The following is a 21,289-nucleotide window of genomic DNA, read 5'->3' on the forward strand; positions in this document are numbered from 1 at the left end:
CTATTCAATCGTATACTGAATGCCATTCAGTCGTATACTTAACCCTATTCAGTCGTATACTCATTATCCCCCCTCCCAGAAGGTATTCTGAGTAAGGATTAAAGGGAGTCTGTCACTATAGTAAATTATACGTATACAAAATCAATTATTCACTTCCAGCACATATACCGGCTGAGGAGCAAATTCAACCATACGTTCACCATCACCTTGTTTAGTATGCTGCACAAAAAGATGGAGCCGGCGTTTCTGCTTCCACAGTTCCGTGTCATGTGAGGGTTCCCAGGCGTCTACTGCAAAGTCTGTCAGGTCCGTAAAGGTCCATTTGCCAGTTCCCACAGCCTGAGCATGTGCCATCGACACTCTACTTCCCCGTTCTTCATCACGGAAGATGTAGAATATCTCACCACCTTCCACTACAATACGCGGACGGGCAATTGGAATCATCTTGGTGCCACCGCCTTTCAGAGAAAAAGGAGTATGACGATCGGAAACCTGGCGGTTCTGCCACATTTGTCCATCGTACCACACAATACGGTATTGCGGAACATCACTATCAGGATCGCGCCAATACGTGGCAATGTAAGGATTACCACTTGCATCCGCACTCATACTGGTCTGGTTGATGAGTTCTGAGTTTTGTGGAATGCGGCAGGCATACTCTGCATTATTGTAACGAATAGGCAAATCATATTTCTTGCCATTCGCCTTATACCACGTCACACCGTTATCATAGGAGCGGGCATAACAAAGATCATGATTAGTCTCCACATGCCATGTTTCGCGCCATACCCACGACAGGTGTATGGTTCCCTGCTCATCTACATAAAGTTGCCAATAGGCATTCCGCTGGTCTTCACCATCTATCAGAACATCTTGTACGCGATACCACTTTTTCTCTTTCACAGAATAGCGGTTCATCACCAGATTTCCCCTGCCGGAAGAACCGGAACGATAAACAAACAACAGATCGCCTCCATTCAACGGATAGAACTCCGGATAAGTCACATTTCCCTCATCCACTCCGGTCATAGGCTCTTTATCACCCAGCTCCAGAGTATACGGAGCAGTGCTGCGACAATAATTCAGTTTATGTCCGTGATGGTCAAATGACAGATGCAAATAACCATCTCCGTCCAGCATCATACTGATTATATTATGGGCATCCTTTACATTTCCCTTGTATTGTGTCCGTTGTAACGTCCATTGGTCAGAGTCCAACTTCCGTTTGCCGAGCACCAGATAACCGTCCCCGTCATAATAACTTATATACTGTTCATCTCCTTGTGTCACAAGCGAGTTGTTTCTGAATACAGTCGTATTGACCGACGTTTGGCTATATCCGTTCCCCACTTCCACAAGCCGGGACTGTTGTGCCCGGAGAGCGGAAAATATCAGGAGAATCAGAAAGAAAAAAAGAATGCGTTTATTCATAATTATTATTCGTAATATGCGTGATCTTTCGGGAAATCTTCTCCTCCCCATGCTTTCTTTGATGTCCAGGGCTGTGGTGCATCTGTCCAGAAGGGATCATCAGCAGCCAAACCTAATGGCAAGAAAGCAAGCGAAGCCAGATAAAGACTACCATTATTGGTATACCAGTCTGAAATATTGGGTTGAGAACCATTAAAGCCTAATGTCAGATAACCTTCCGCATTGAAATTGCGGTTATCACCGAACATGCGTTGAATAACAGCCGTCATTGCCGCACGCACCTGTCCGGCAGGCAATTCTTTCGGTAGCCAGCCACGTAATGACAACAAGGCAAGCGGCTGTAGTACACCGGTACGATAAGTAATTGAACGACCAAATACGGGGAAAGCACCTTCGGGAGAAACAAAGCGTTCCAATATCATACCGAAACGCTGCATACGCTTCAAAGCTTTCGGGAAGTTTCCGCCTTTCACATTCCAGATGTTTCTTTTTCCTCCATCCGTCATCACGTCAAGGCATTCCACATACATGGGGTGAAGCACAAAACTGTTATAATAGTCAAATGCAAAATCTTCTCCGTCACTGTACCAACCATCGCCCACATACCACTCGTCTACTTTACGTAAAGCAGAAGTTATACGATAGTAATCGGTTTGGGCACCTGCCTTTTTCAGGAAGCATTCAACAGTTGAAGAGAATAACAACCAATTCGTATATGGGGGATCTACCCGGCGTAATTGTTGGAATTCAGCAATATATCGCTGCTTTGTCAAATCATCCAATGGAACCCATAAGGCATCATATCCACGCAAAAAGCTTTCAGCTATATAAGCAGCATCTACGAGAGGTTGTCCTTCCTTGCGCCATAGCAGGTAATCTTTACTTTCCGGGTCCACTGATTGGGCATAACTCTTCAATGCCCACTCACGCAATTGTTTGCGCTGCTGACCTTCTGCCGTGTCATCATCAGGCAATGACAACCACGGAGCCAGTCCGGCCATCAACCTGCCGAAGCATTCCATATAAGTCACTCGTTTATCACGGCCATCCCATGTAGGACTTAACTCTACCAGCATATTTTCCTGCAATTTACCTTCGCTCATATTGCTCAGTACAGGTGCAGCCATCTGATAGAGAATGCCTGTCCATAATTCACGATCAGTCTTTACTTTTTCAGGTTTCTTTTTAGCCGATACATTAAGAGGTATCAGCAATGCTACGGTCAATAGTAGCCAAAGATATTTTCTTGTTTTCATGATATTCTATATAAGTTGTTTTTCATTGTTGCAAATATATCCGTTTCATAAGAAAACGAACTACTACAAATATTGCAAAAGAGGATATTTATCGGTCATTTCCGTTATAAAATGCATAGTTTTCAGGAAAATCTGGTCTTTTCCATCTTTTCTATTGCTTCTGATATACCCGTACATAGTCTATTTCATAGCGCATGGGGATTCCTTTATCATCAATTTCTCCACCGTTTATGCCACCAAGAGCCAAGTTCAACAAAAGATATTGAGACTTGCGGAAAGGATTTGTTCTCATCCCAATCGTTCCGTTTATAGTTTCGCTCAAAGGTATTTCATTCAGTAATTCATCATCCAGATAGAGTTTAATTGCAGTTTCATCCCAATCCATACGCCAGACATGAAATTTATCTGCCCATTGGGGATCTTTATCCGTAAAATGAGTAAAAGGGATTGCTTTACTTTTCCATTTTGCACTCCATTGCCGGTCAGTTCCCCAGGCAGCATTTGCCAGAATATGCGGTTCACCTTTAATACGATAGTATTCCATGATGTCAATTTCACCACACGAAGGCCACTCCATACCGCTGCCCAATGTCCAGATAGCAGGCCATGCCCCTCCACTTACAGGAATCTTGGCGCGAACTTCAAATCTGCCATAAAGAAATTCTTTCTTACCGGACGTAGTGATGCACGAGGAAGTGTACTCGATAAACTCCCGCTTCTTCCGCCAGTCGTTACTTCCGGGTTCGTACCATGGATTTCTACGTCCTTCCTCTTTTCGCACTTCGATAATCAGCTTTCCATCCTTGCAGTAAGCATTGCCTTCCTGATACCACTGGGCTTCTTCATTACGTGCAAAACCATTATCATAACTCCACACAGCCGTATCCGGAAGACCGTCTGCGTTGAACTCATCACTCCACACTAATTGCCACTCCGATTGGCCGGACAGACCTACCGGAATAAGCAAAAATAGCAGGAACAGACTTCTTGTTACTATTTTCATTCAAGTTCACATTTTACAGATTTATACTACCGATTCTTATAGAAGATACGAATATAAGAAATTTACCACTTATCCAACCATTCAATAAACGGAATTCCTTTTTCATCAAATCGGATAGGCAACCAGATATAACGTGAATCTTCCAAACTGCTTGGGCGCCACATGTCCGCCATAAACATGTATCCACCATCTTTTAATGGCAATATATAGGTACTTTGTCCGCCAAAAGTAATACTCGCATTTTTCCCTACACAAGGATTGGGTAACTGAGACCACTCTCCTAAAATGGAAGAAGCAGTCATAAGCCTGGCTTCGTTAGGTTTCCAACCAGTACATCCTGACGCTACCATCCAATAAGTCCCATCTTTCTTGAATATAGCCGGTGCTTCGTTGTGTCCACCGGGAAATATACGGATATATTTTCCTGTATGGCTAAGATAGTCATCGGACAATTCTGCAATTTGAAGCGTTAAATTCTCCTCAGAAGAATAAATATGATAAGCTTTATCGTCCTCATCAACAAACAAAGTCATATCACGAGACATCTGTCCACTTTCCAAATCACGTTTCACAAACATTCCTTTGTTTATTGCTTCACGCCACTCCGGAGTCCACCATTCATACTCATTCGGGTTCCATGTGAGCTTCTGTTCCTCCAGCGTCATGTTCATCGGATAAACGCCCGGATTTATACGTCCGGAACGGATAAACGTGTAAGGCCCTACCGGGGTATCACTTATGGCAACTCCTGCACGTGCAGGTCCATATCCCTTTCCTTTCAGTTCCAGATGAAACCACATGACGAACTTCCCGGTCTTTTGATTATAGATTACTTTGGGCCGTTCAATGATACAACCTTTTTCTATATCACTTCCAACTTCATCAGATACAGCTAAAGCCACGCCTTCATACTTCCAGTTACGTAAATCCGCAGACGAGTAACATGTTACCCCTACTTGAGTTGTAAAACCAGAGGAAGGTCGATGTTCTCCATACCAGTAATATTTTCCCTTATGGAAAATAATACCACCACCATGGGCATTAATTACATTTCCATCCGTATCTTTCCAAACTTCACCGGAAACAATATCTTGGTTACCTATTGAATTTATCTGTCCCCAAAGAACTGTCTGGAAAAACAAGCAAAGAAATAAATAAAGCCCTATTACTTTTATTTTCTTACTCATACTTCTTACCTTTAAAGAAAAGGCGAGGCTAACCTTTCACGAGGAAAGGTTGCCTCGCCTAACTAAGAACAAAACCTACCGAAAACTAAAAGTATCTTTTAATTTGTCTTCTCTTCATCAGCTACAGCTTCCTCCCAGTTAGTAAACATCGGCACTGAAGCATCGTAACCATCATAACCATAGTTCTGACGAAGTGTAGCACCGATATTAGCTGTAATAGCCGAATTAGGTACAGGCCAGAACATATTATGCTTACTAACCTGATAATTAAATTGTTTTCCAGAGAATATCGGACCATTATTGAAAAGACTGTAACGTGTACAACGTTTGTACCAATAACTACCACCACTCAGATCAGTACCGGTTTGTTTATCCCAAGTGGACAAATCGTAAGTTTCACCCCACTCATCAGGCTGACCACTACGAGCCAAACACCAAGAAATACGAGTCAATTCAGGTTGACGCCATTCTTCCAGATAGAGTTCACGAGCACGTTCGTCAGTAATATCACCGATGGTAACCGTAGTAAACATCTTCTTAGCATTAGCGCGACGACGAACAGCATTTACATCATCGGCTGCACCTGTTGTGTTGCCTTGATAGAATTTAGCCTCCGCACGAAGTAGATAAGTCTCTGCAAGACGGAATAAATAGAGATCACCGTTAGAACAAGCATTACCTTTTGTTGCGCCATTGAACTGATTGGCACCCATATTTTCTTCAGCAGCAGCATCTTTAATGTAAACCTTATACAAAGGAGTAGGATACCAACTGCGAATCGTATCAAGACAGAGTAACTCTCCTTTTTTCACACTACTTTTACCATCTTCACTCGTCCAGTCTTCCGGCGCATAAAGCGTCATGTTCTGACCATAGAATGCTGATGATGGATTATTATACTTAAGGTCTTCCATTTCCACCCAGTTACCCACAGCACGATTGTGGCGCAAGTCTTGCGTATCTTCCTCTCCGTCATAGCGCCAAATAGTCTGGTTGTAGTGGCGGGAAGTACGGAAACAACCGATACCACGTCCCAATGCACGTACCCAATCTAACTCTTCATTATACTTGCCATCAGTACGTGAATAGTTGTATGTAGGGGCACTTAGCTTATGCGGATCCATGATAACACTATTGGACCAGTGTACACACATAGCGCGCATTAGCGGATAATTTATCCAGCTCTGACTATGAAAGTTCAAGATAGGCATAATGGTCTCCTTGTTTTCAGCAATAGACACATTTTCACCACGATGAAGGTCCCAAACCACATTGCGTTCTACAGGCCAAGTAGTACTATTACCTGTAACCAGCGAACCAAACGGAGCATCCATCAACTTCAAACCATGATTATTGATCAAGTCAGTAGCCATATCTTCCGCCTTCTTATACTCACCCGTTACAAGATAACATTTGATAAGTAGTTGCATACAAGCTTCCTGATTCACCGTACCCATATAAGGCATATCTTTTTGAGCCGGCACATTTTGAACGGCAAACTCCAAATCGTGTACCAACATCTGGAAAATAGCCTCCTTGCTTGTAGATTTATAGTTTTGCTTAGGTACCTCGATAATCTTTGTCACCAAGGGAATGTCACCGAATAATAATGCCTGATGATAGTAGCCATAAGCGCGGTGAAAATAAGCACGTCCTTTGTATTCGTTACGTACTTTTTCATCCAAGCTCTGCACTTGGTCTACATATGAAAGCACAGTATTGGCAAATTTAATACTGGTCCACCCGCGGTCCCAGAAACGGCTCATTGCATTCTCGTCACCACCACCTTTCATACCGCTGGTCGGTGTAATCTTATTGGCGAAATCGTCCATAAAAAAGCCCGCATCCGTCTTTGCATACAAACCTATATCAGTCATAAAATAGAGTGAAGCAATCGGAAGTACGTTTCCGTTACCATCCATCAACATTTCCTTAAGTCCCAGATCGCACATAGCCATTGCCGAACGCAGACCTGATTCTGTAGTATACGTATTTCCCGGATTATAGAATGATAAGGGATCTTGTTCCAGGAAGCTGTCCGAACAGCTTGCCAGCATGGCTGCCGAAGCCAAAACCATACATCCCTTTACTAATTTATTCATCTTTTTCATATTGTCTTTCAGTTATTAGAGTGTTATATTCAAGCCAAAATTAAAGGTACGAGTAGCCAAGCCACCTGTTTCAGGATCACCATATTCCCAACCGGAGATGGTACACACATTTTTTACGCTTGCAGTCACACGAACCTTATCAATCATATATTTCTTCGTCCATCTCTGAGGCAACGTGTAGCCAACGGTAATATCATCCAAACGAACAAAGTTACGGTTGTAAAGTTTGTCCACCCCGGAAGCCAAACCTGTATTAGGACCTACAGCATTCAGACGGCAGTAATCATTAGTAGGGTTGTCGGGCGTCCAATATTCTTTCGTTGGCATATTGAAGCCGTTAAGTACCTGTGATCCACCGTTATCCTGATTCAGCCAGTAACCATTTGTACTCTTATGCCCCATATAAGAATAAAGTGAGAATGAGAAAGTCAAATCCTTCCACAAAGTGAATTCATTACGTATATTCCAATAAATGGGGGGAGTCGTGGTTCCAAGATAAGTTTTGTCGTTATCGTTGTAAACAGGCACACGTGTGCCGTCTTCCAGAATCTTATCGTCTTCCGTATAGCGGTTCACTACTTTCGGATCACCCGGTTTCTGACCTACCAAAGCTGCAGCAGCAATGTCCTCAGGATTATTCTGCCAAACACCGTCAGTTTCGTAATACCAGATGGTGCCAATAGGCTGTCCGATGTACCAATTGTTAGAAGTATCGTCACGTTCCACGCCGTTTTCATCATAGTCGTAATAGATGTGGTTGATACGGTTCTTGTTAATGGAGAAACCAGCAGAAGTATTCCATGTAAAGTCTTTAGTCTCGATATTAGTAGAGTTCAAGGCTATTTCAAAACCCTGGTTCTGCACTTCACCCAAGTTGGTGGTGATAGTACTGAAACCGGAGAAACTCGGCAGACGTTGCCCCATAATCATGTCAGTAGTCTTCTTGAAATAGTAGTCAAGGCTACCGGTCAAACGGCCACCCAATACAGAGAAATCCACTCCGGCATTCCAGGCTTTCGTCGTTTCCCATTGCAGATTAGGAGCAGCCAGACGGTCCATATACAAAGGATTAATTACTGTTGAAGTTCCGTTGTTAACATAAACCATACCAGTACCCCCCAAGTTCAGGTTAGCCAACGTTTTGTATACGTCACCAAAATCACGGTTACCATTGGTACCCCAAGACAAACGCAACTTTAACATATCCAGCCACTTCTCAGCACCTTTCATAAATTTCTCGTTCGAAACAGTCCAACCTAAACCTACCGAACCAAAGTTACCCCAAGGATTCTTGGCTCCGAAGCCTGCATAACCATCGCGACGGAACGTACCGGTAAACATATAGCGGTCATTGTAGCTATAGAACAAACGACCCAGATAAGAAGCAGCTGTATAGTGCGTATCATTAGTAGAGAAAGAACTCTGCTCCTTATTAGCACCACCAGTATAATGGAAACCCAGTGCATCACTCGGTGTAATGTTACGGGCATTGATTTTGTCATTCCAAGTACGATGTTCTTCGGCTTCTTGCACCAAAGTCACTGTAAAATGATGAGTATCAGCGAAAGTACGGTCCCAAGTAATAGTATTATTCAAGTTCCAGTCAAAGTTCTTGGACCATTCACGGTTCACACCACGGCTGGATGCCGAAGCATCAGGTAGGTCAGCCGACATAAAATAACGGTCGTAGAACCACTGATAACGCGGAGCGATGTTAAACTGATAAGTGAAACCCAGAGGCAATGTAATCTTGGCATTGAAAATAGTGTTTAACACTGTATATCCTTTTTCCAAATCATAGTATTGACGGTCGAAGTAGTAGTTGTAACCACCGTTAGTGGGCAATCCACTCATAGGATATTGCTGATAACCACCTTTTTCGTCATACATAGAAGCATAAGGAGAGTTACGCAACATATTAGCATCCCAATAGTTACTACCCAATGATACTTGGATATCACCGTCAGAGCGATCCTGGAAGTTCACATTCGCACCAATCTCCAACCAGTCAGTAATCTTAGCACTAATCTTCATGTTCGAACGGAATGCATGATATTCATTACCTTGTACGGCACCTTCATTATCCATGTAACCAACAGACAAATAATAGTTAATCCTATCAGTAGCACCTGAAATACTGGCGTTGTAATCTTGATTGATACCAGTACGGAAAGTAGCATCATACCAGTCAAAAGTATTGCCGGACAAGAAATTATTGAATACCAGCGGAGAAACATCCAACGTCAGACGACGTGCAAATAAGCTAAGTGCGGATTCACCATCAGAAGGTCCGAAACCACTTACACCAGCAGCGGATGCCCAAGCATCTTGCTCTGCAGCTGTCATATTCGCGGGATTGTCATAATAACCTTGCGGATAAGCAGCACTCATATTGCCACTTCCATCTTTTGCCATCACATTGTAGTAGCCATAAAGTCCGTTTTCACCTTGTCCATAAGTATTCACCATCTTATACCAGTCCTGACGATAACGCAGGTAACCGCTAGCACTGTAATAATCACGATAAGCAGATTTCTTATTGACAGCCAAGTTAGCACTTACGTTGATGACCGGCTTGCCTTGTTTACCTTTCTTAGTAGTAATGATAATAACACCGGCAGCAGCTTTGGCACCATAAATAGCAGCAGAAGAAGCATCTTTCAATACGTCAATCTGACCGATATCATCCGGATTGATTTCTGAGAGTTCACCATAGAAAGCCATACCATCCAGTACAATCATCGGTTTGGCATCCGTACCCAATGAGTTCTTACCACGCAATGAAATAGATGCATCGCTACCTTTTGCAGAAGCATCGTAACCAATCTGCAAACCAGGAGTACCACGTAACACATCTTGTACAGATGCAGGATTCGAGTCAGCTATTTTACTGGGATTGATCTGTACAACCGATCCTGTAAGGTCTTTCTTACGCATCGTACCGTAACCAACTACCACTACCTCATCCAGCATCTCAGTGTCCTCTTGCAACGTCACTTTCACTGTTCTCTGTCCCTTCAAAGGAATTTCTACTGTTTTGTAGCCCACAAAACTTATTACCAGCGTAGCATTCTGTTTTACTTTCAAAGAGAAATTACCATCAATATCGGTAATACATCCATTGGAAGGTACGCCTTTTTCAACCACACTGGCGCCAATTACAGGACCCATTGTGTCCTCCACTGTACCAGTTACCGTAACATTAGGATTTTGAGCGCTCAGATACGAGACGTTCATCATAAGAGCCATACAGATCATTAAGGTAGAGAGTACCTTATTCAATCTTGCCCCTGAGGAAATCTTTAGTTTTTCCATCGTATGAATTTTAAGATTAAAAAATAACTTAACACACTATGTGATAATAGAGCTGCATGCTTAGCTCCAGAATCACATTGCAAATCTATGGACATTCACAGAGCAAAGCCCTTACAAATGTTCCATTCATGTTTAGTTTTGGTGCATGAAACAAAATCCTACATAAGTTGGAACATTCTTCAACATATTATGTAGGATACAAAAAACATTAACAGGATATTTCTTATTCTCCCTCAATAGTTCCACCCGAAGTGAAACGTTCCATATACTCGGAGGGCTGCATACCGATTTCTTTTTTGAAACTACTACTGAAGTAACGCGGGTCATTATATCCCACTGCATACGCCAATTCTGAAATGCGGATGTGTTTCTTTTCTTCCATGATTCGGCAAGCTGCTTTCATACGTATATTACGGATGAATGAAACATAAGTCAACCCGGTTAGTGACTTCAATTTGCGGAAGAAGGTGGACTTGGTGGTATGCATCTCTTCCAAAAAACGGGTCTGATCAAAGTTCGGATCATCCAAATGGCGATTCACACAGTCAATGGCACGTTGCAGGAAATCTTCGTCAATGCTGGTATAATTCAATTCTTTTGCTTCGAACACCAGCTGCTTCTTGAAGTCTTTCATCACACGCTCACGAGATTTGAGTAAGTTACCAATACGTGCATGAAGTATGCTCAGGTTAAACGGCTTTGCAATAAATGCGTCCGCACCCGATTCATAGGCTTCTACACGATCTTCTTCTTTACTCTTCGCAGTGAGTAAAATTAGAGGTATATGGGAAGTATCAAAATTACCTTTTACTGCTTTACAAAACTCAATGCCGTCCATTACCGGCATCATTACATCCGAAACGATCAAGTCAATATCAGCAGATTCTACCACTTCAAGAGCTTCTTTGCCATCAGTTGCGGTACAGATATCATATTCAGTACCGAGCAATTTCACCATCAATGCCAATAGATCTTCATTATCTTCTACTAATAATAAAGTATGCTTTTTCTCCGGCATATTATCCTTGCCTGATACATTTTCTTCTGATGCAGTATCCAAAATTATAGCTTCTTCCTGAGTAGATATAACTTCATCCAACGTTGAAACAGTAACACTCGTTTCATCTATTTCTTCTTCAGAATAAGCCGAACGCTGAATAGGAAACTCTACTTTGAAAGCTGTTCCTTTACCTTCTTCACTTTCTACAGTAATCGTACCATGATGGAGAGCAATCAAGTCGCGTACCAGTGACAAGCCTATTCCTGTCCCTATCGTATTGAATTTCCGGTAATCTCCTTCATAAAAACGCTTGAATAAGTTTTTCTGTGATTCTTCCGGAATGCCGGGCCCATTATCTTTAACCACCAGACAAGCCAACCCGTTCGTTCCATCATGACTCAATTCAATCGCCACTTTACCACCGGGCTTATTGTATTTAGAAGCATTAGAAAACAAATTATACAGAATCTTATCCAGTTTATCCGAATCGAAGAAAGCCAGATACCGTTCCGAATCATTCTGAATCGTAAAATGAATGTCTTTTTTCTTCATTAAAGGTCGGAAACTGTCAAGGCTCCGACGTACAAACTGTACCAGATCTCCCTGAGATACTTTCAACTTCAGGTTACCTGTCTCCGCTTTCCTGAATTCCAGGATTTGCTGCAGCAAGCGTATCAAACGATTTATATTATGCGTCATCACAGTATACTGTTCCTTATAAACCGGAGCTGTCTGCTTCAATTCATCAACAGAAGCAGAAATAATAGTTAACGGAGTCAGAAGTTCATGTGTAATATTCGTAAAGAACTGCAATTTAGCATGATTAATTTCCTCAGCCTTAGCCTGTTCCATCTCACGCAAATGAAGTGCATTACGTAAACGGATACGGTTGCGAACAATCCGGAAAATATAACAGGAAATACCAATAAATACTAATATATATAAGGTATAAGCCCACCAGGTTTTCCAAGGTGGAGGAAGAATGGTAACTTTCACCGTTTGTACATTCTCGTCCCAGATACCATTGGAATTTGAAGACTTTACATGGAAAGTGTAAGTACCGGGCATCAGGTTATTATAATAAGCAAAACGTTTGGAAGCATCCGTGTACTGCCATCCCACATCGAATCCGTCCAGTCTATAGGCATACTGGTTTCTCTCCGGATTGGCATACTCCATGGCAGAGAACTCAAAGCTAAAGTTATTTTGTTTGTAATCCAAAACAATCTCATCTGTGAACCCGGGTGATAAATCAGAGATTTCCGCACGCTCTTCATCAGACAAGGAAGTCCACGACTGATTAAACACTTTAATATTAGTAATCACGACCGGAGAAGAAAAGACTTGTTCATCCTGTTCATCCGGATAAAAGCTATTGTATCCCCGATGTCCGCCAAAAAACAATTCACCATCCGGAGCTTCACATGACGCCCCTCTATTAAACAGATTATCCTGCAGACCATCTGAAGTGGTATAAAGACGGTATGTTACATTCTGCAAATCCTTTGGCACAGTAAGCTTCAATAATCCTGCATTTGTTCCCAACCAAAGATCCCCTTTCTTATCACTCTGAATACTGGTTACTGCATCTCCCGGCAGATTCCACAACTTATGTACCGGTAAGAATCGATCTTCTACGGCGTCATACAAACTTAAGCCACTTCCCCCGGTTCCAACCCAGATACGCCCCTCAATATCCTTATATATGCAATCTGCATAATTACTGTTCAGTTTCCCATTAACTACAGAATAAGCCGAAAGCGTATATCCATTTAACGAGTGTCCACTACCCTGGATACGAACCACTCCATGCGTATTAGATGCCATCCACATTTCACCATTACCCCCCTCGGTTAGTTGCATAGCAACCATATCCTGTATGGCAACTCCTCCTACTTTCAAAGAATCAATCCGTACCGGGGTACCATCCGCTGCACGCATCGACACTCCTCCCCTCGTAGCAAACCAAAGGTTTTGCTTAGAGTCTTCATAAATATCATAAATACAAGAATTACACATCCACGGAGCATTTCCCGAATTATGTGCCTTCACACGCTTGCCGACAGGGGCCTGTTTATCAAGCTCGTAGGCTCCTCCATTGTACACACCAATCCAAATATGACCGGTAGTAGGAGATTGCATAATAGACATTACCGTTGAAATTCCCTCATATGACATAAAATCGGGCATCTGATTATAGTGAATAAATTTTCCAGTCTGGCGGTCCTTCACCCCAAAACCGTAAGTACTGATCCCCATCCAAAGCTGTCCATCATCATCCAACAAAAGACTACGCACCGAATTACTTTTCAACATCCGTTTAGTTTCGGTTAGGCGGTCCAGATTAAATTTCGCTTTACGGGTATTCACCATATTCACCCCACCTCCAATCATACCAACCCACATGATGCCTTGCCGGTCACGCAATAACGAAGCAACCTCACTACTGGTTATTGTATTTTCCGATTCACCAGAATAACAATTCTCAAACCCGGAAAAAGAGATCGGTCCATTCTGTAAGGGAAGAATACTCAAACCACTACGCGTTCCTACCCATAAAGAATGGGTATTCACATCTTCTGAAATAGCATAGATAAGATTATCTGAAATAGTATAAGGCTGCTTTTCATTATGGGTAAATGTAGTCCAAGTAGTTCTCTCCGGATCATAAGCATTATGCAGTAAATGCAAACCCGATCCCCATGTACCAACCCATATATTCTTGTAACTATCCTGAAACACGACATGGGCGGAGTTTCCAGAATTCATCCTCGGATATTTCCAATATTTACCGGTTTTCTTTTCATAACGATACAATCCACCATTCCAGGTACCAATCCAGATATCTCCTCTATCATCTTCAAATAAAGATTTTACAGTATTCCTTGGAAAAACGCCCCCGGTATTACTTGCATCATAAACCAAAAAAGTATCATCATTTTCCTGATACTCAAAAAGTCCCGCTTCCGTGGCAAACAGAATACGTTGATCACTCGTTACCAATATTTGTGATATACCTGTACTTGACAATTCTGCATTTTCTATCTTACGAACTTCTCCAGTTCGTTTATCCAATACATTCAACCCACTATAAGTTCCAATCCATAATCTATGGCAAGAATCCTCCGCTACACAAAATATGTTGTTACTGGACAACAGATCCGGGCAATAAAGATTCGATTTATAAGTAGTAATAGAATAACCATCATACTGAAAAAGTCCGTTACGGGTAGATATCCAGATATAGCCGTCCCGGTCTTGATAGACCGATTGCACATCTTTACTGGACAAGGTATTCAATATAGATGAAGACCTAAATGCCAAAGAATTATGTTGGGGCATTATCACTGCCTGACACATCAAAGGGAAAAATATTCCAAAGCAAAAAATGAAACTCCAGATTCTATCTTTCATAGTTAGCATTAGATTTCAATATAATTAATAACTGCAGGCAAATATACGTAAATATATATAAAAGTATCTTATCCATTGGTAATTTTTTATTTCAATCATTCCACAATGAGCCATACCTGAGATATACTTGCTCCGTATCAACTCCGTACTTTCTCCGTCCAGAGGTACTTCTGAGTGGAGAATGTACGGAGCAAGTACGGTCCGGATACGGTGCAGGTAAGGAGTGAATAGGGGCAAAAAGAATGGATTTGGTCTAAAATTCGCCCTTTTTGACCTTAAAATGGTCATTTACATAGCATGGAAAGTGTTTTCTTTGCAAAGAGAAATAAATAAGAATATTCTTACCATGTAATACACACGCTATGATGAAAATTGCCTTTTCTAAAATGCCCAAGGGACTATTACTGTTTGTTTTTTTAGTATCTCTAAACGCAAACGCATCCTTATCACAAGCTAAAAATGATTCCGTATTTCATTTAGTTAAACCGGATTATCAGTTGAGTCCACTGACGGGCATGACTCGCCAACATTGGATGGATGCAGCAACCTATTTATTGGACGGAGCATTCAGCTACATCCACACATTGGATGATCCGATGCGTTTCCCCAAACAACCGGGAAAAAGCTATCCAACGGATGGAAAGTTCAACAAGACAGAAAATCTGGAAGGACTTTGCCGCACTATGTTTGTAGCAATTCCTCTATTAAAAGAAAATCCGGATTTGGTATTAAATGGAATCAAGGTAGGAGATTATTACCGGCAACAGTTGTGCAATATGAGTGATCCGTCGAAGTCCGGATATATTCAACATCTCAAAGGTGGACCAAGCCAGACGCTTGTTGAGTTTGGAGCACTTGCCCTGTCACTTACCGTAATGCCCGAAATTATCTGGGAACCATTGACTCAAAAGGAGAAAGACGATCTTGCTGCATTAATGCTTAGTTATGGCAACGGACCTACAATCGGTTCTAACTGGCGCTTCTTCAATATATTCGTCATGTCTTTCTTCAAAAACCAGGGTTATGAAGTCAAAGATGGTTATATAGATGAATTGCTACAAAAATCACTGGCACAATATCGTGGATATGGATGGTATAATGATAGCCCAGCCTATGACTATTATAGTATGTGGGCTTTCCAGATGTATGGCATGATTTGGGCACACTATTACGGTGAGAAATTTAATCCTGAAGCTGGACGTCAGTTTGTTAGCAACTTCCGTGATTTGGTTCCTAACTATCCTTATATGTTTGCTGAGGATGGTAAAATGAATATGTATGGACGCAGTATTACGTACCGTATAGCTGCCGCTGTACCTTTCCCACTGATGGGGTGGCTCAATGATCCATCTATCAACTATGGTTGGATGCGCCGCATTGCTTCTTCCACCCTGCTTCAATTCCTTGAAAATCCAGCATTGATGGAAGACCGGGTACCCACGCTGGGATTCTACGGAGCTTTTGAGCCTGCCGTACAGATTTATAGTTGCCGTGGCAGCGTTTACTGGATGGGAAAAGCATTTCTTGGATTATTATTGCCTGCTGATAATCCATTTTGGACGGCTGTCGAGAATAACGGAGCTTGGGAAAAAGAGTTTCAACCCGGCAAGGTGTACAATAAGTTCATGGAAGGCTCTAATACTTTGGTGACTAACTATCCCAATAGTGGCACTTCGGAAATACGTGCATGGTGTCATGAAGCAGTAGCAAAAGACTGGCAGAAATTCCGTTCTACCGAGAATTATAATAAACTGTCTTACAACACGGCATTTCCCTGGATGGCAGACAGTCCAGATGGCAAGGTATCTATGAACTATGCTGTACTGAATGCCAAACAAGAATGGGAAGTACTACGCCTCTACACCTTCAAGAAGTTTGAAGATGGAATTTATTACCGGGATGCAGAACTTGAAACAAACCCGGAAATCAAATTCCGCCTGGCAGATATTCCACTTCCTAACGGCATACTGCGTGTAGACAAAGTTTCTTTCCCAATTACGACAGAATTACGTTATGGACACTATTCATTACCGGAATTAGAAAGTCCCATTGTTACAAAGGAACAAAAGGCTGGAGGATACACTGCCTACTGCATGGATAATGGTGTCTATCAAACAGGGCTTATCAATCTCCAGGGTTGGTCGGAAGTGGAATTTGTACAGACAGAAGGACTACATCCGCTAAGTAATAAATGTTCTGTAATCAATGCAGCCACAACTCATTCCGGTGATAAAGTCTTTATCACACTGCAATTATGGAAAAAGAGTGGCAAGCCATTTACTAAAAAGGAACTGACACCTGTAAAGTCCTTCAAACAGACCGGAGACAGTATAACCATTTATTTCTCTGACGGAACGGTAAAGACGGTTTCTCTCTCCTGATGTAAGTTTCGGAAGGAATAGTTATCTTTGCCACCAAAGTAAGAACAACAGAAGTTCTTCTACAGAAACAATATAATTATGGCAGGCATCTACATACATATCCCCTTCTGCAAGACACGTTGCATTTATTGCGATTTCTATTCCACTACACGTTCGGAATTGAAATCGCAATATATCCGTGCCCTTTGCCGGGAGTTGACGGAACGCAAGGAATATCTGAAAGGGGAAGCTGTTGAAACCATTTATTTCGGTGGAGGTACACCGTCACAGTTATCGGAGGAAGACTTTAAGGAGGTTTTCAAAACGATTGAGCAGGTTTACGGAACGAGGGAAGTAACAGAAATAACTCTTGAAGCAAATCCCGATGACCTTACGGAAGAATATACCCAAATGCTACGTACCCTACCGTTCAACCGCATCAGCATGGGAATACAAACTTTCGATGATGCAACACTGCAATTATTGAATAGACGACACAATGCCACACAAGCAATAGAAGCAGTAAAACGCTGTCGACAAGCAGGTTTTCAAAATATTAGCATCGATCTGATTTATGGTTTGCCCGGAGAAACTGACCAACGCTGGGCACAGGATTTACAGCAAGCAGTCAGCCTTAACGTGGAACATATTTCCGCTTATCATCTGATTTACGAGGAAGATACACCTCTATACAAAATGTTGCAACAGCACTCTGTATCTCAAGTGGATGAGGACAGTAGCCTGAACTTCTTCTCCACGTTAATAGACACCCTTTCTGCCGCTGGATACGAACACTACGAAATATCCAATTTCTGCAAACCGGGAATGTACTCCCGACACAATACTTCTTATTGGCAAGGTATCTCTTATCTGGGATGCGGCCCGTCCGCACATTCCTTTGATGGAGGCTCACGCGAATGGAATGTAGCCTCACTAAATCAGTATCTTTCATCAGTAGAACAAGGGCAACGCCAGCACGAAACAGAACAACTGGACACACGAACCCGCTACAATGAATACATCATCACAGGTCTGCGCACAATGTGGGGAATATCCACTAAAGAGCTAAAAAAGAAGTTTGGCGACCGACTTTGGAAATATTGTTTGGAACAAGCCAAACCTTATCTGGAAAATGGGAAATTAGAGTTGCATAACGATCGGTTAAAGCTAACCAGAGAGGGCATTTTCGTCTCAGACGGTATCATGAGCGACCTCTTAGAAATAGAATAGTTACACATACAATATGCCCGGTCCTGATATATTTCAAGACCGGGCAAGTTAACAAAACAAACCCTTTTTACAGAGAAATAGTATACTCCAATCCTTTATCAGGAGCCACTATAAAATTCGTCACTTCAAAATTCATATCTCCTCCTTTGATACCATTATCAAATCCGATACGGACACTATAGCGTGTATGCGGCTTCAGCGTCATATCCCGAAAATAGACCAGAGAAGTATCATGTGCCGTCTTTTTCAGTTTCAGGACTAAATCCGTAGTATTGGTTATAGAGAGCGTCACTCCTTTCTCATTACGGCTGATTTCTTCTATTTTCACGCATTTTTCAAAGAATGGACGGAGCAGGTCTTCACGTCCAATCACCAACTCTCGATAATAAGCAGCAGTGCGACGATTGTCCAATGCTTCACGGATGCCTTTCAAGGAACGTTCTTTCGCAAAGACGAATGTCATGGTACGATGCTCATCTTTAGAGAAATCATAATCAGTCTGAATGGGTTGATGGATATCAGAAGTACCAATCATTGTCAGATTCTTATCCAAACACCATTGAATGGCTTCGGGCATATACAGAGGGCCATTTGCTACTTCAATGCCATGCATACAACCTTCATTATAGAGTTCTGTGTGCTCGGGCCACCACTTAGTAGTATCCGGTTGCTGGGCAGCCCATCCGGGATGATTCCAGAAGATAAATGCTCCCTGCCTTTTGGCTTCATTGAAAGCGTCTTTATACTCTTTTTGTTCCAATGGATTGGAGTCAGCCAGAAAAATGGCATTAAAGTGTCCGGGAGCCATCGGACGAGTAATCTCGCTACCTCTGATTAAAAATATCCCCAGCTTTTCAGCCTGCTTCTGACAAAGATCGAACGAACGGTTATGATCTGCCACAACATCTTTTTTATGAGGACGATATTCGATGTGTTCTGTCAGAGAAATAGCATCCAATCCTTCGCGGTAAGCCTCATCTACACGTACCGTAGGCCAAACCAGACCATCAGAGAAAACAGTGTGCATATGGAAATCGCACTTCAAAGTAGTGTATCCATCTAAATCGGGAACCTGAATTTCATTCCGGCGTTGCGCCTGTACATTCATCAGGCAGGTTGCCAAAAGGAACGCACTTACTAATACTTTCTTTACTTTCATGTTATCTATTTATTTTTATCATTAAAGTTACTATTACCAACCTGGGTTTTGAGGCAATAAAGCCGGATTTATCTGGGTAGCCGTCAACGGTATCGGACGCAAGTATTTCTTATCATCCCATTTACGTCCCTGGCTAAAGCCAAATTCAATATATCCGTGGTCACCTTCGGACAAACGATTGGTTTTACCAATTACCACATATTGCACGCCTTTAATCTTCTCATCGGCTGGCGGCTCTTTATCCACCACAGCTACGTCTTTTATACCATCACCGTTCAGGTCATACGCTTCGCCTTTCTGGGGAATATAAATACCTTGCCATATATTTTCAATCAGGTCTCCCTGTTTCCAACGCATGATATCATCATAGCGAACTCCTTCAAAAGCCAACTCCACACCACGTTCACGACGTACTTCCAGCACCCATTTATCCGTTGTTTGATTTTTAAAGTAAGCGGCTACATACGGGTCATAGGTTGCAGGGATCTTCCCTTCCACTCCGGCACGTTCGCGTAGTGGTTTGACCGTAGCATTCCACACCGTTTCATCACATTCTCCTAATTCCGCTTTCGCTTCTGCATAATTCAGCAATACTTCCGCATAACGAAAAATAGGAATAGAATTATTGGCCGTAGCCTTCCCTACATGCACATCATCATCTATAGCCCATTTGATAAGCTGATAACCGGTGGATGTCATAGAGAAATTAGGTGCATCCGGCTTCACCGTACCACTGATTTTTCGCTGATAAGACGGTGAAATAACTGTTTGCATCAAGCGACAATCACGATTCTGGAATTCATCCATATACTGCATGGTAGCATAATCCGTACGGTCGGTGAAACGATTACCATCGCGCATCAGATACATATTCACAAAAGGCCGTACCAACGACCAGTTTGCACCGAATGAGGCTGAGAATAGTTTCCAAGTAATGGAATGCATACGCAAATCTTTTTTGAAGGCAATACCCCAGATTACTTCCGTTGTATTCAGTTCTTCCGAAGTAAACAGAGAACGATACTGTGTCTCCAGATCTCCCGTATTCAGTAATTTATAGGGACCTTTTGTCATCAGTTCTTCGGATGCGGCAATAGAAGCACGCAGGAACTTTTCAGCCGAGTTTTGCAGTCCTAACTCCGCATGATATTTACGATAGGTACCTTCAAACAGACAGATACGGGATTTGAGTGCTAATGCCACCCATTTCGTTATCAATGTGCTACTTTCTGTCAAGGTCTTATCCGTGGAACAATTGGTACAGGCAAAATCGAGATCTTCCAATATCTTATCCATAACGACCTCACGCTTATCACGTGGTTTATATAGTTCATCTCTATTATCCACATCCAATGTCGTTTCATACCAGGGTACATCACCGAACGTTCTGATCATACCATAATAGAAATAAGCACGCCAAAAACGTCCCACACCCTCATTATGTAAATAAATGGCATCTGTTACTTTGCCTTTAGCATTAGGCAGATTATCGAGAAAATAATTAATTTGTCGCAGATCTCCCCAGTCACCGGTTCCCCAACCACCTTGTTGGGTATCATCCCACGTATCACCGATCAGAAAGGTAGTGGACGAACGGGTTGCGCAAAAGTCTGCATACTGGTCACCACCCCAGGCTATTGTTTCTTCACTGGGCAGGAAACTTTGCAGAAAACCGTTTGTATAAAGCCGTAAGTCCGACTCCGACTCCAGAAAGCCTTCGGAAGAAAAACTGTTCTCGGGTTCACAATTCAAAAAACTATCACAAGAGGTCAGAGCCAAAGCATACAGACCTATCAACCAATATTTTTTCATACTCATCTTCT

Annotated in this window: 11 protein-coding genes; 2 read left to right on the forward strand and 9 right to left on the reverse strand. The window is 42.3% G+C overall.

From position 1 onward, the window contains the following. Positions 1–141: 141 nt before the first annotated feature. From DWW10_RS08110 to DWW10_RS08140, 7 genes are all read right to left on the reverse strand, one after another. On the reverse strand, positions 142–1,431 hold the full coding sequence (locus DWW10_RS08110; RefSeq protein ID WP_022394112.1) for an alpha-l-rhamnosidase: 1,290 nt from the start codon (positions 1,429–1,431) through the stop codon (positions 142–144). Between the two features lie 5 nt (positions 1,432–1,436). After that, positions 1,437–2,687, reverse strand: a complete 1,251-nt coding sequence (locus DWW10_RS08115) for a DUF2264 domain-containing protein (RefSeq protein ID WP_022394113.1) — start codon at positions 2,685–2,687, stop codon at positions 1,437–1,439. 151 nt (positions 2,688–2,838) lie between these two features. Beyond that, entirely contained in the window at positions 2,839–3,690 is an 852-nt protein-coding gene (locus tag DWW10_RS08120; protein WP_022394114.1) for a glycoside hydrolase family 16 protein, read from the reverse strand. 62 nt (positions 3,691–3,752) lie between these two features. Beyond that, entirely contained in the window at positions 3,753–4,877 is a 1,125-nt protein-coding gene (locus tag DWW10_RS08125) for a glycoside hydrolase family 43 protein (RefSeq protein WP_118421207.1), read from the reverse strand. A 98-nt stretch (positions 4,878–4,975) separates the two neighbouring features. Further along, entirely contained in the window at positions 4,976–6,988 is a 2,013-nt protein-coding gene (locus DWW10_RS08130; protein ID WP_118421206.1) for a RagB/SusD family nutrient uptake outer membrane protein, read from the reverse strand. Between the two features lie 15 nt (positions 6,989–7,003). Then, on the reverse strand, positions 7,004–10,303 hold the full coding sequence (locus DWW10_RS08135) for a SusC/RagA family TonB-linked outer membrane protein (RefSeq protein ID WP_022394117.1): 3,300 nt from the start codon (positions 10,301–10,303) through the stop codon (positions 7,004–7,006). A 223-nt stretch (positions 10,304–10,526) separates the two neighbouring features. Then, positions 10,527–14,726 (reverse strand): hybrid sensor histidine kinase/response regulator transcription factor, encoded by a 4,200-nt coding sequence (locus DWW10_RS08140; RefSeq protein ID WP_022394118.1) that lies wholly within the window; start codon positions 14,724–14,726, stop codon positions 10,527–10,529. A 353-nt stretch (positions 14,727–15,079) separates the two neighbouring features. Here DWW10_RS08140 and DWW10_RS08145 point away from each other — a divergent pair, with 353 nt between their 5' ends. Both DWW10_RS08145 and hemW read left to right on the forward strand, forming a co-directional pair. Beyond that, the gene (locus DWW10_RS08145) at positions 15,080–17,098 is read left to right on the forward strand and encodes a DUF2264 domain-containing protein (protein WP_118421205.1); all 2,019 of its coding nucleotides are present in this window, start codon (positions 15,080–15,082) and stop codon (positions 17,096–17,098) included. Positions 17,099–17,176: 78 nt separating this feature from the next. Continuing rightward, the gene (gene hemW / locus DWW10_RS08150; RefSeq protein ID WP_022394120.1) at positions 17,177–18,307 is read left to right on the forward strand and encodes a radical SAM family heme chaperone HemW; all 1,131 of its coding nucleotides are present in this window, start codon (positions 17,177–17,179) and stop codon (positions 18,305–18,307) included. Between the two features lie 67 nt (positions 18,308–18,374). Here hemW and DWW10_RS08155 read toward each other — a convergent pair whose 3' ends face one another. Both DWW10_RS08155 and DWW10_RS08160 read right to left on the reverse strand, forming a co-directional pair. Then, on the reverse strand, positions 18,375–19,466 hold the full coding sequence (locus DWW10_RS08155) for an Sb-PDE family phosphodiesterase (protein ID WP_022394121.1): 1,092 nt from the start codon (positions 19,464–19,466) through the stop codon (positions 18,375–18,377). A gap of 33 nt (positions 19,467–19,499) precedes the next feature. Beyond that, positions 19,500–21,278: a RagB/SusD family nutrient uptake outer membrane protein gene (locus tag DWW10_RS08160; protein WP_022394122.1), complete on the reverse strand. Its 1,779-nt coding sequence runs from the start codon at positions 21,276–21,278 to the stop codon at positions 19,500–19,502. Positions 21,279–21,289 lie beyond the last annotated feature (11 nt).

Origin of the sequence: Bacteroides intestinalis (assembly GCF_003464595.1) — a bacterium.
GTDB classification, from domain to species: domain Bacteria; phylum Bacteroidota; class Bacteroidia; order Bacteroidales; family Bacteroidaceae; genus Bacteroides; species Bacteroides intestinalis_A.

Coding starts and splice junctions, on each gene's coding strand:
- DWW10_RS08120 (WP_022394114.1), bottom strand. CDS start 3,690: ATGAAAATAGTAACAAGAAGTCTGTTCCTGCTATTTTTGCTTATTCCG.
- DWW10_RS08155 (WP_022394121.1), bottom strand. CDS start 19,466: ATGAAAGTAAAGAAAGTATTAGTAAGTGCGTTCCTTTTGGCAACCTGC.
- DWW10_RS08130 (WP_118421206.1), bottom strand. CDS start 6,988: ATGAAAAAGATGAATAAATTAGTAAAGGGATGTATGGTTTTGGCTTCG.
- DWW10_RS08110 (WP_022394112.1), bottom strand. CDS start 1,431: ATGAATAAACGCATTCTTTTTTTCTTTCTGATTCTCCTGATATTTTCC.
- DWW10_RS08135 (WP_022394117.1), bottom strand. CDS start 10,303: ATGGAAAAACTAAAGATTTCCTCAGGGGCAAGATTGAATAAGGTACTC.
- DWW10_RS08115 (WP_022394113.1), bottom strand. CDS start 2,687: ATGAAAACAAGAAAATATCTTTGGCTACTATTGACCGTAGCATTGCTG.
- DWW10_RS08145 (WP_118421205.1), top strand. CDS start 15,080: ATGATGAAAATTGCCTTTTCTAAAATGCCCAAGGGACTATTACTGTTT.
- DWW10_RS08125 (WP_118421207.1), bottom strand. CDS start 4,877: ATGAGTAAGAAAATAAAAGTAATAGGGCTTTATTTATTTCTTTGCTTG.
- DWW10_RS08140 (WP_022394118.1), bottom strand. CDS start 14,726: ATGCTAACTATGAAAGATAGAATCTGGAGTTTCATTTTTTGCTTTGGA.
- hemW (WP_022394120.1), top strand. CDS start 17,177: ATGGCAGGCATCTACATACATATCCCCTTCTGCAAGACACGTTGCATT.
- DWW10_RS08160 (WP_022394122.1), bottom strand. CDS start 21,278: ATGAAAAAATATTGGTTGATAGGTCTGTATGCTTTGGCTCTGACCTCT.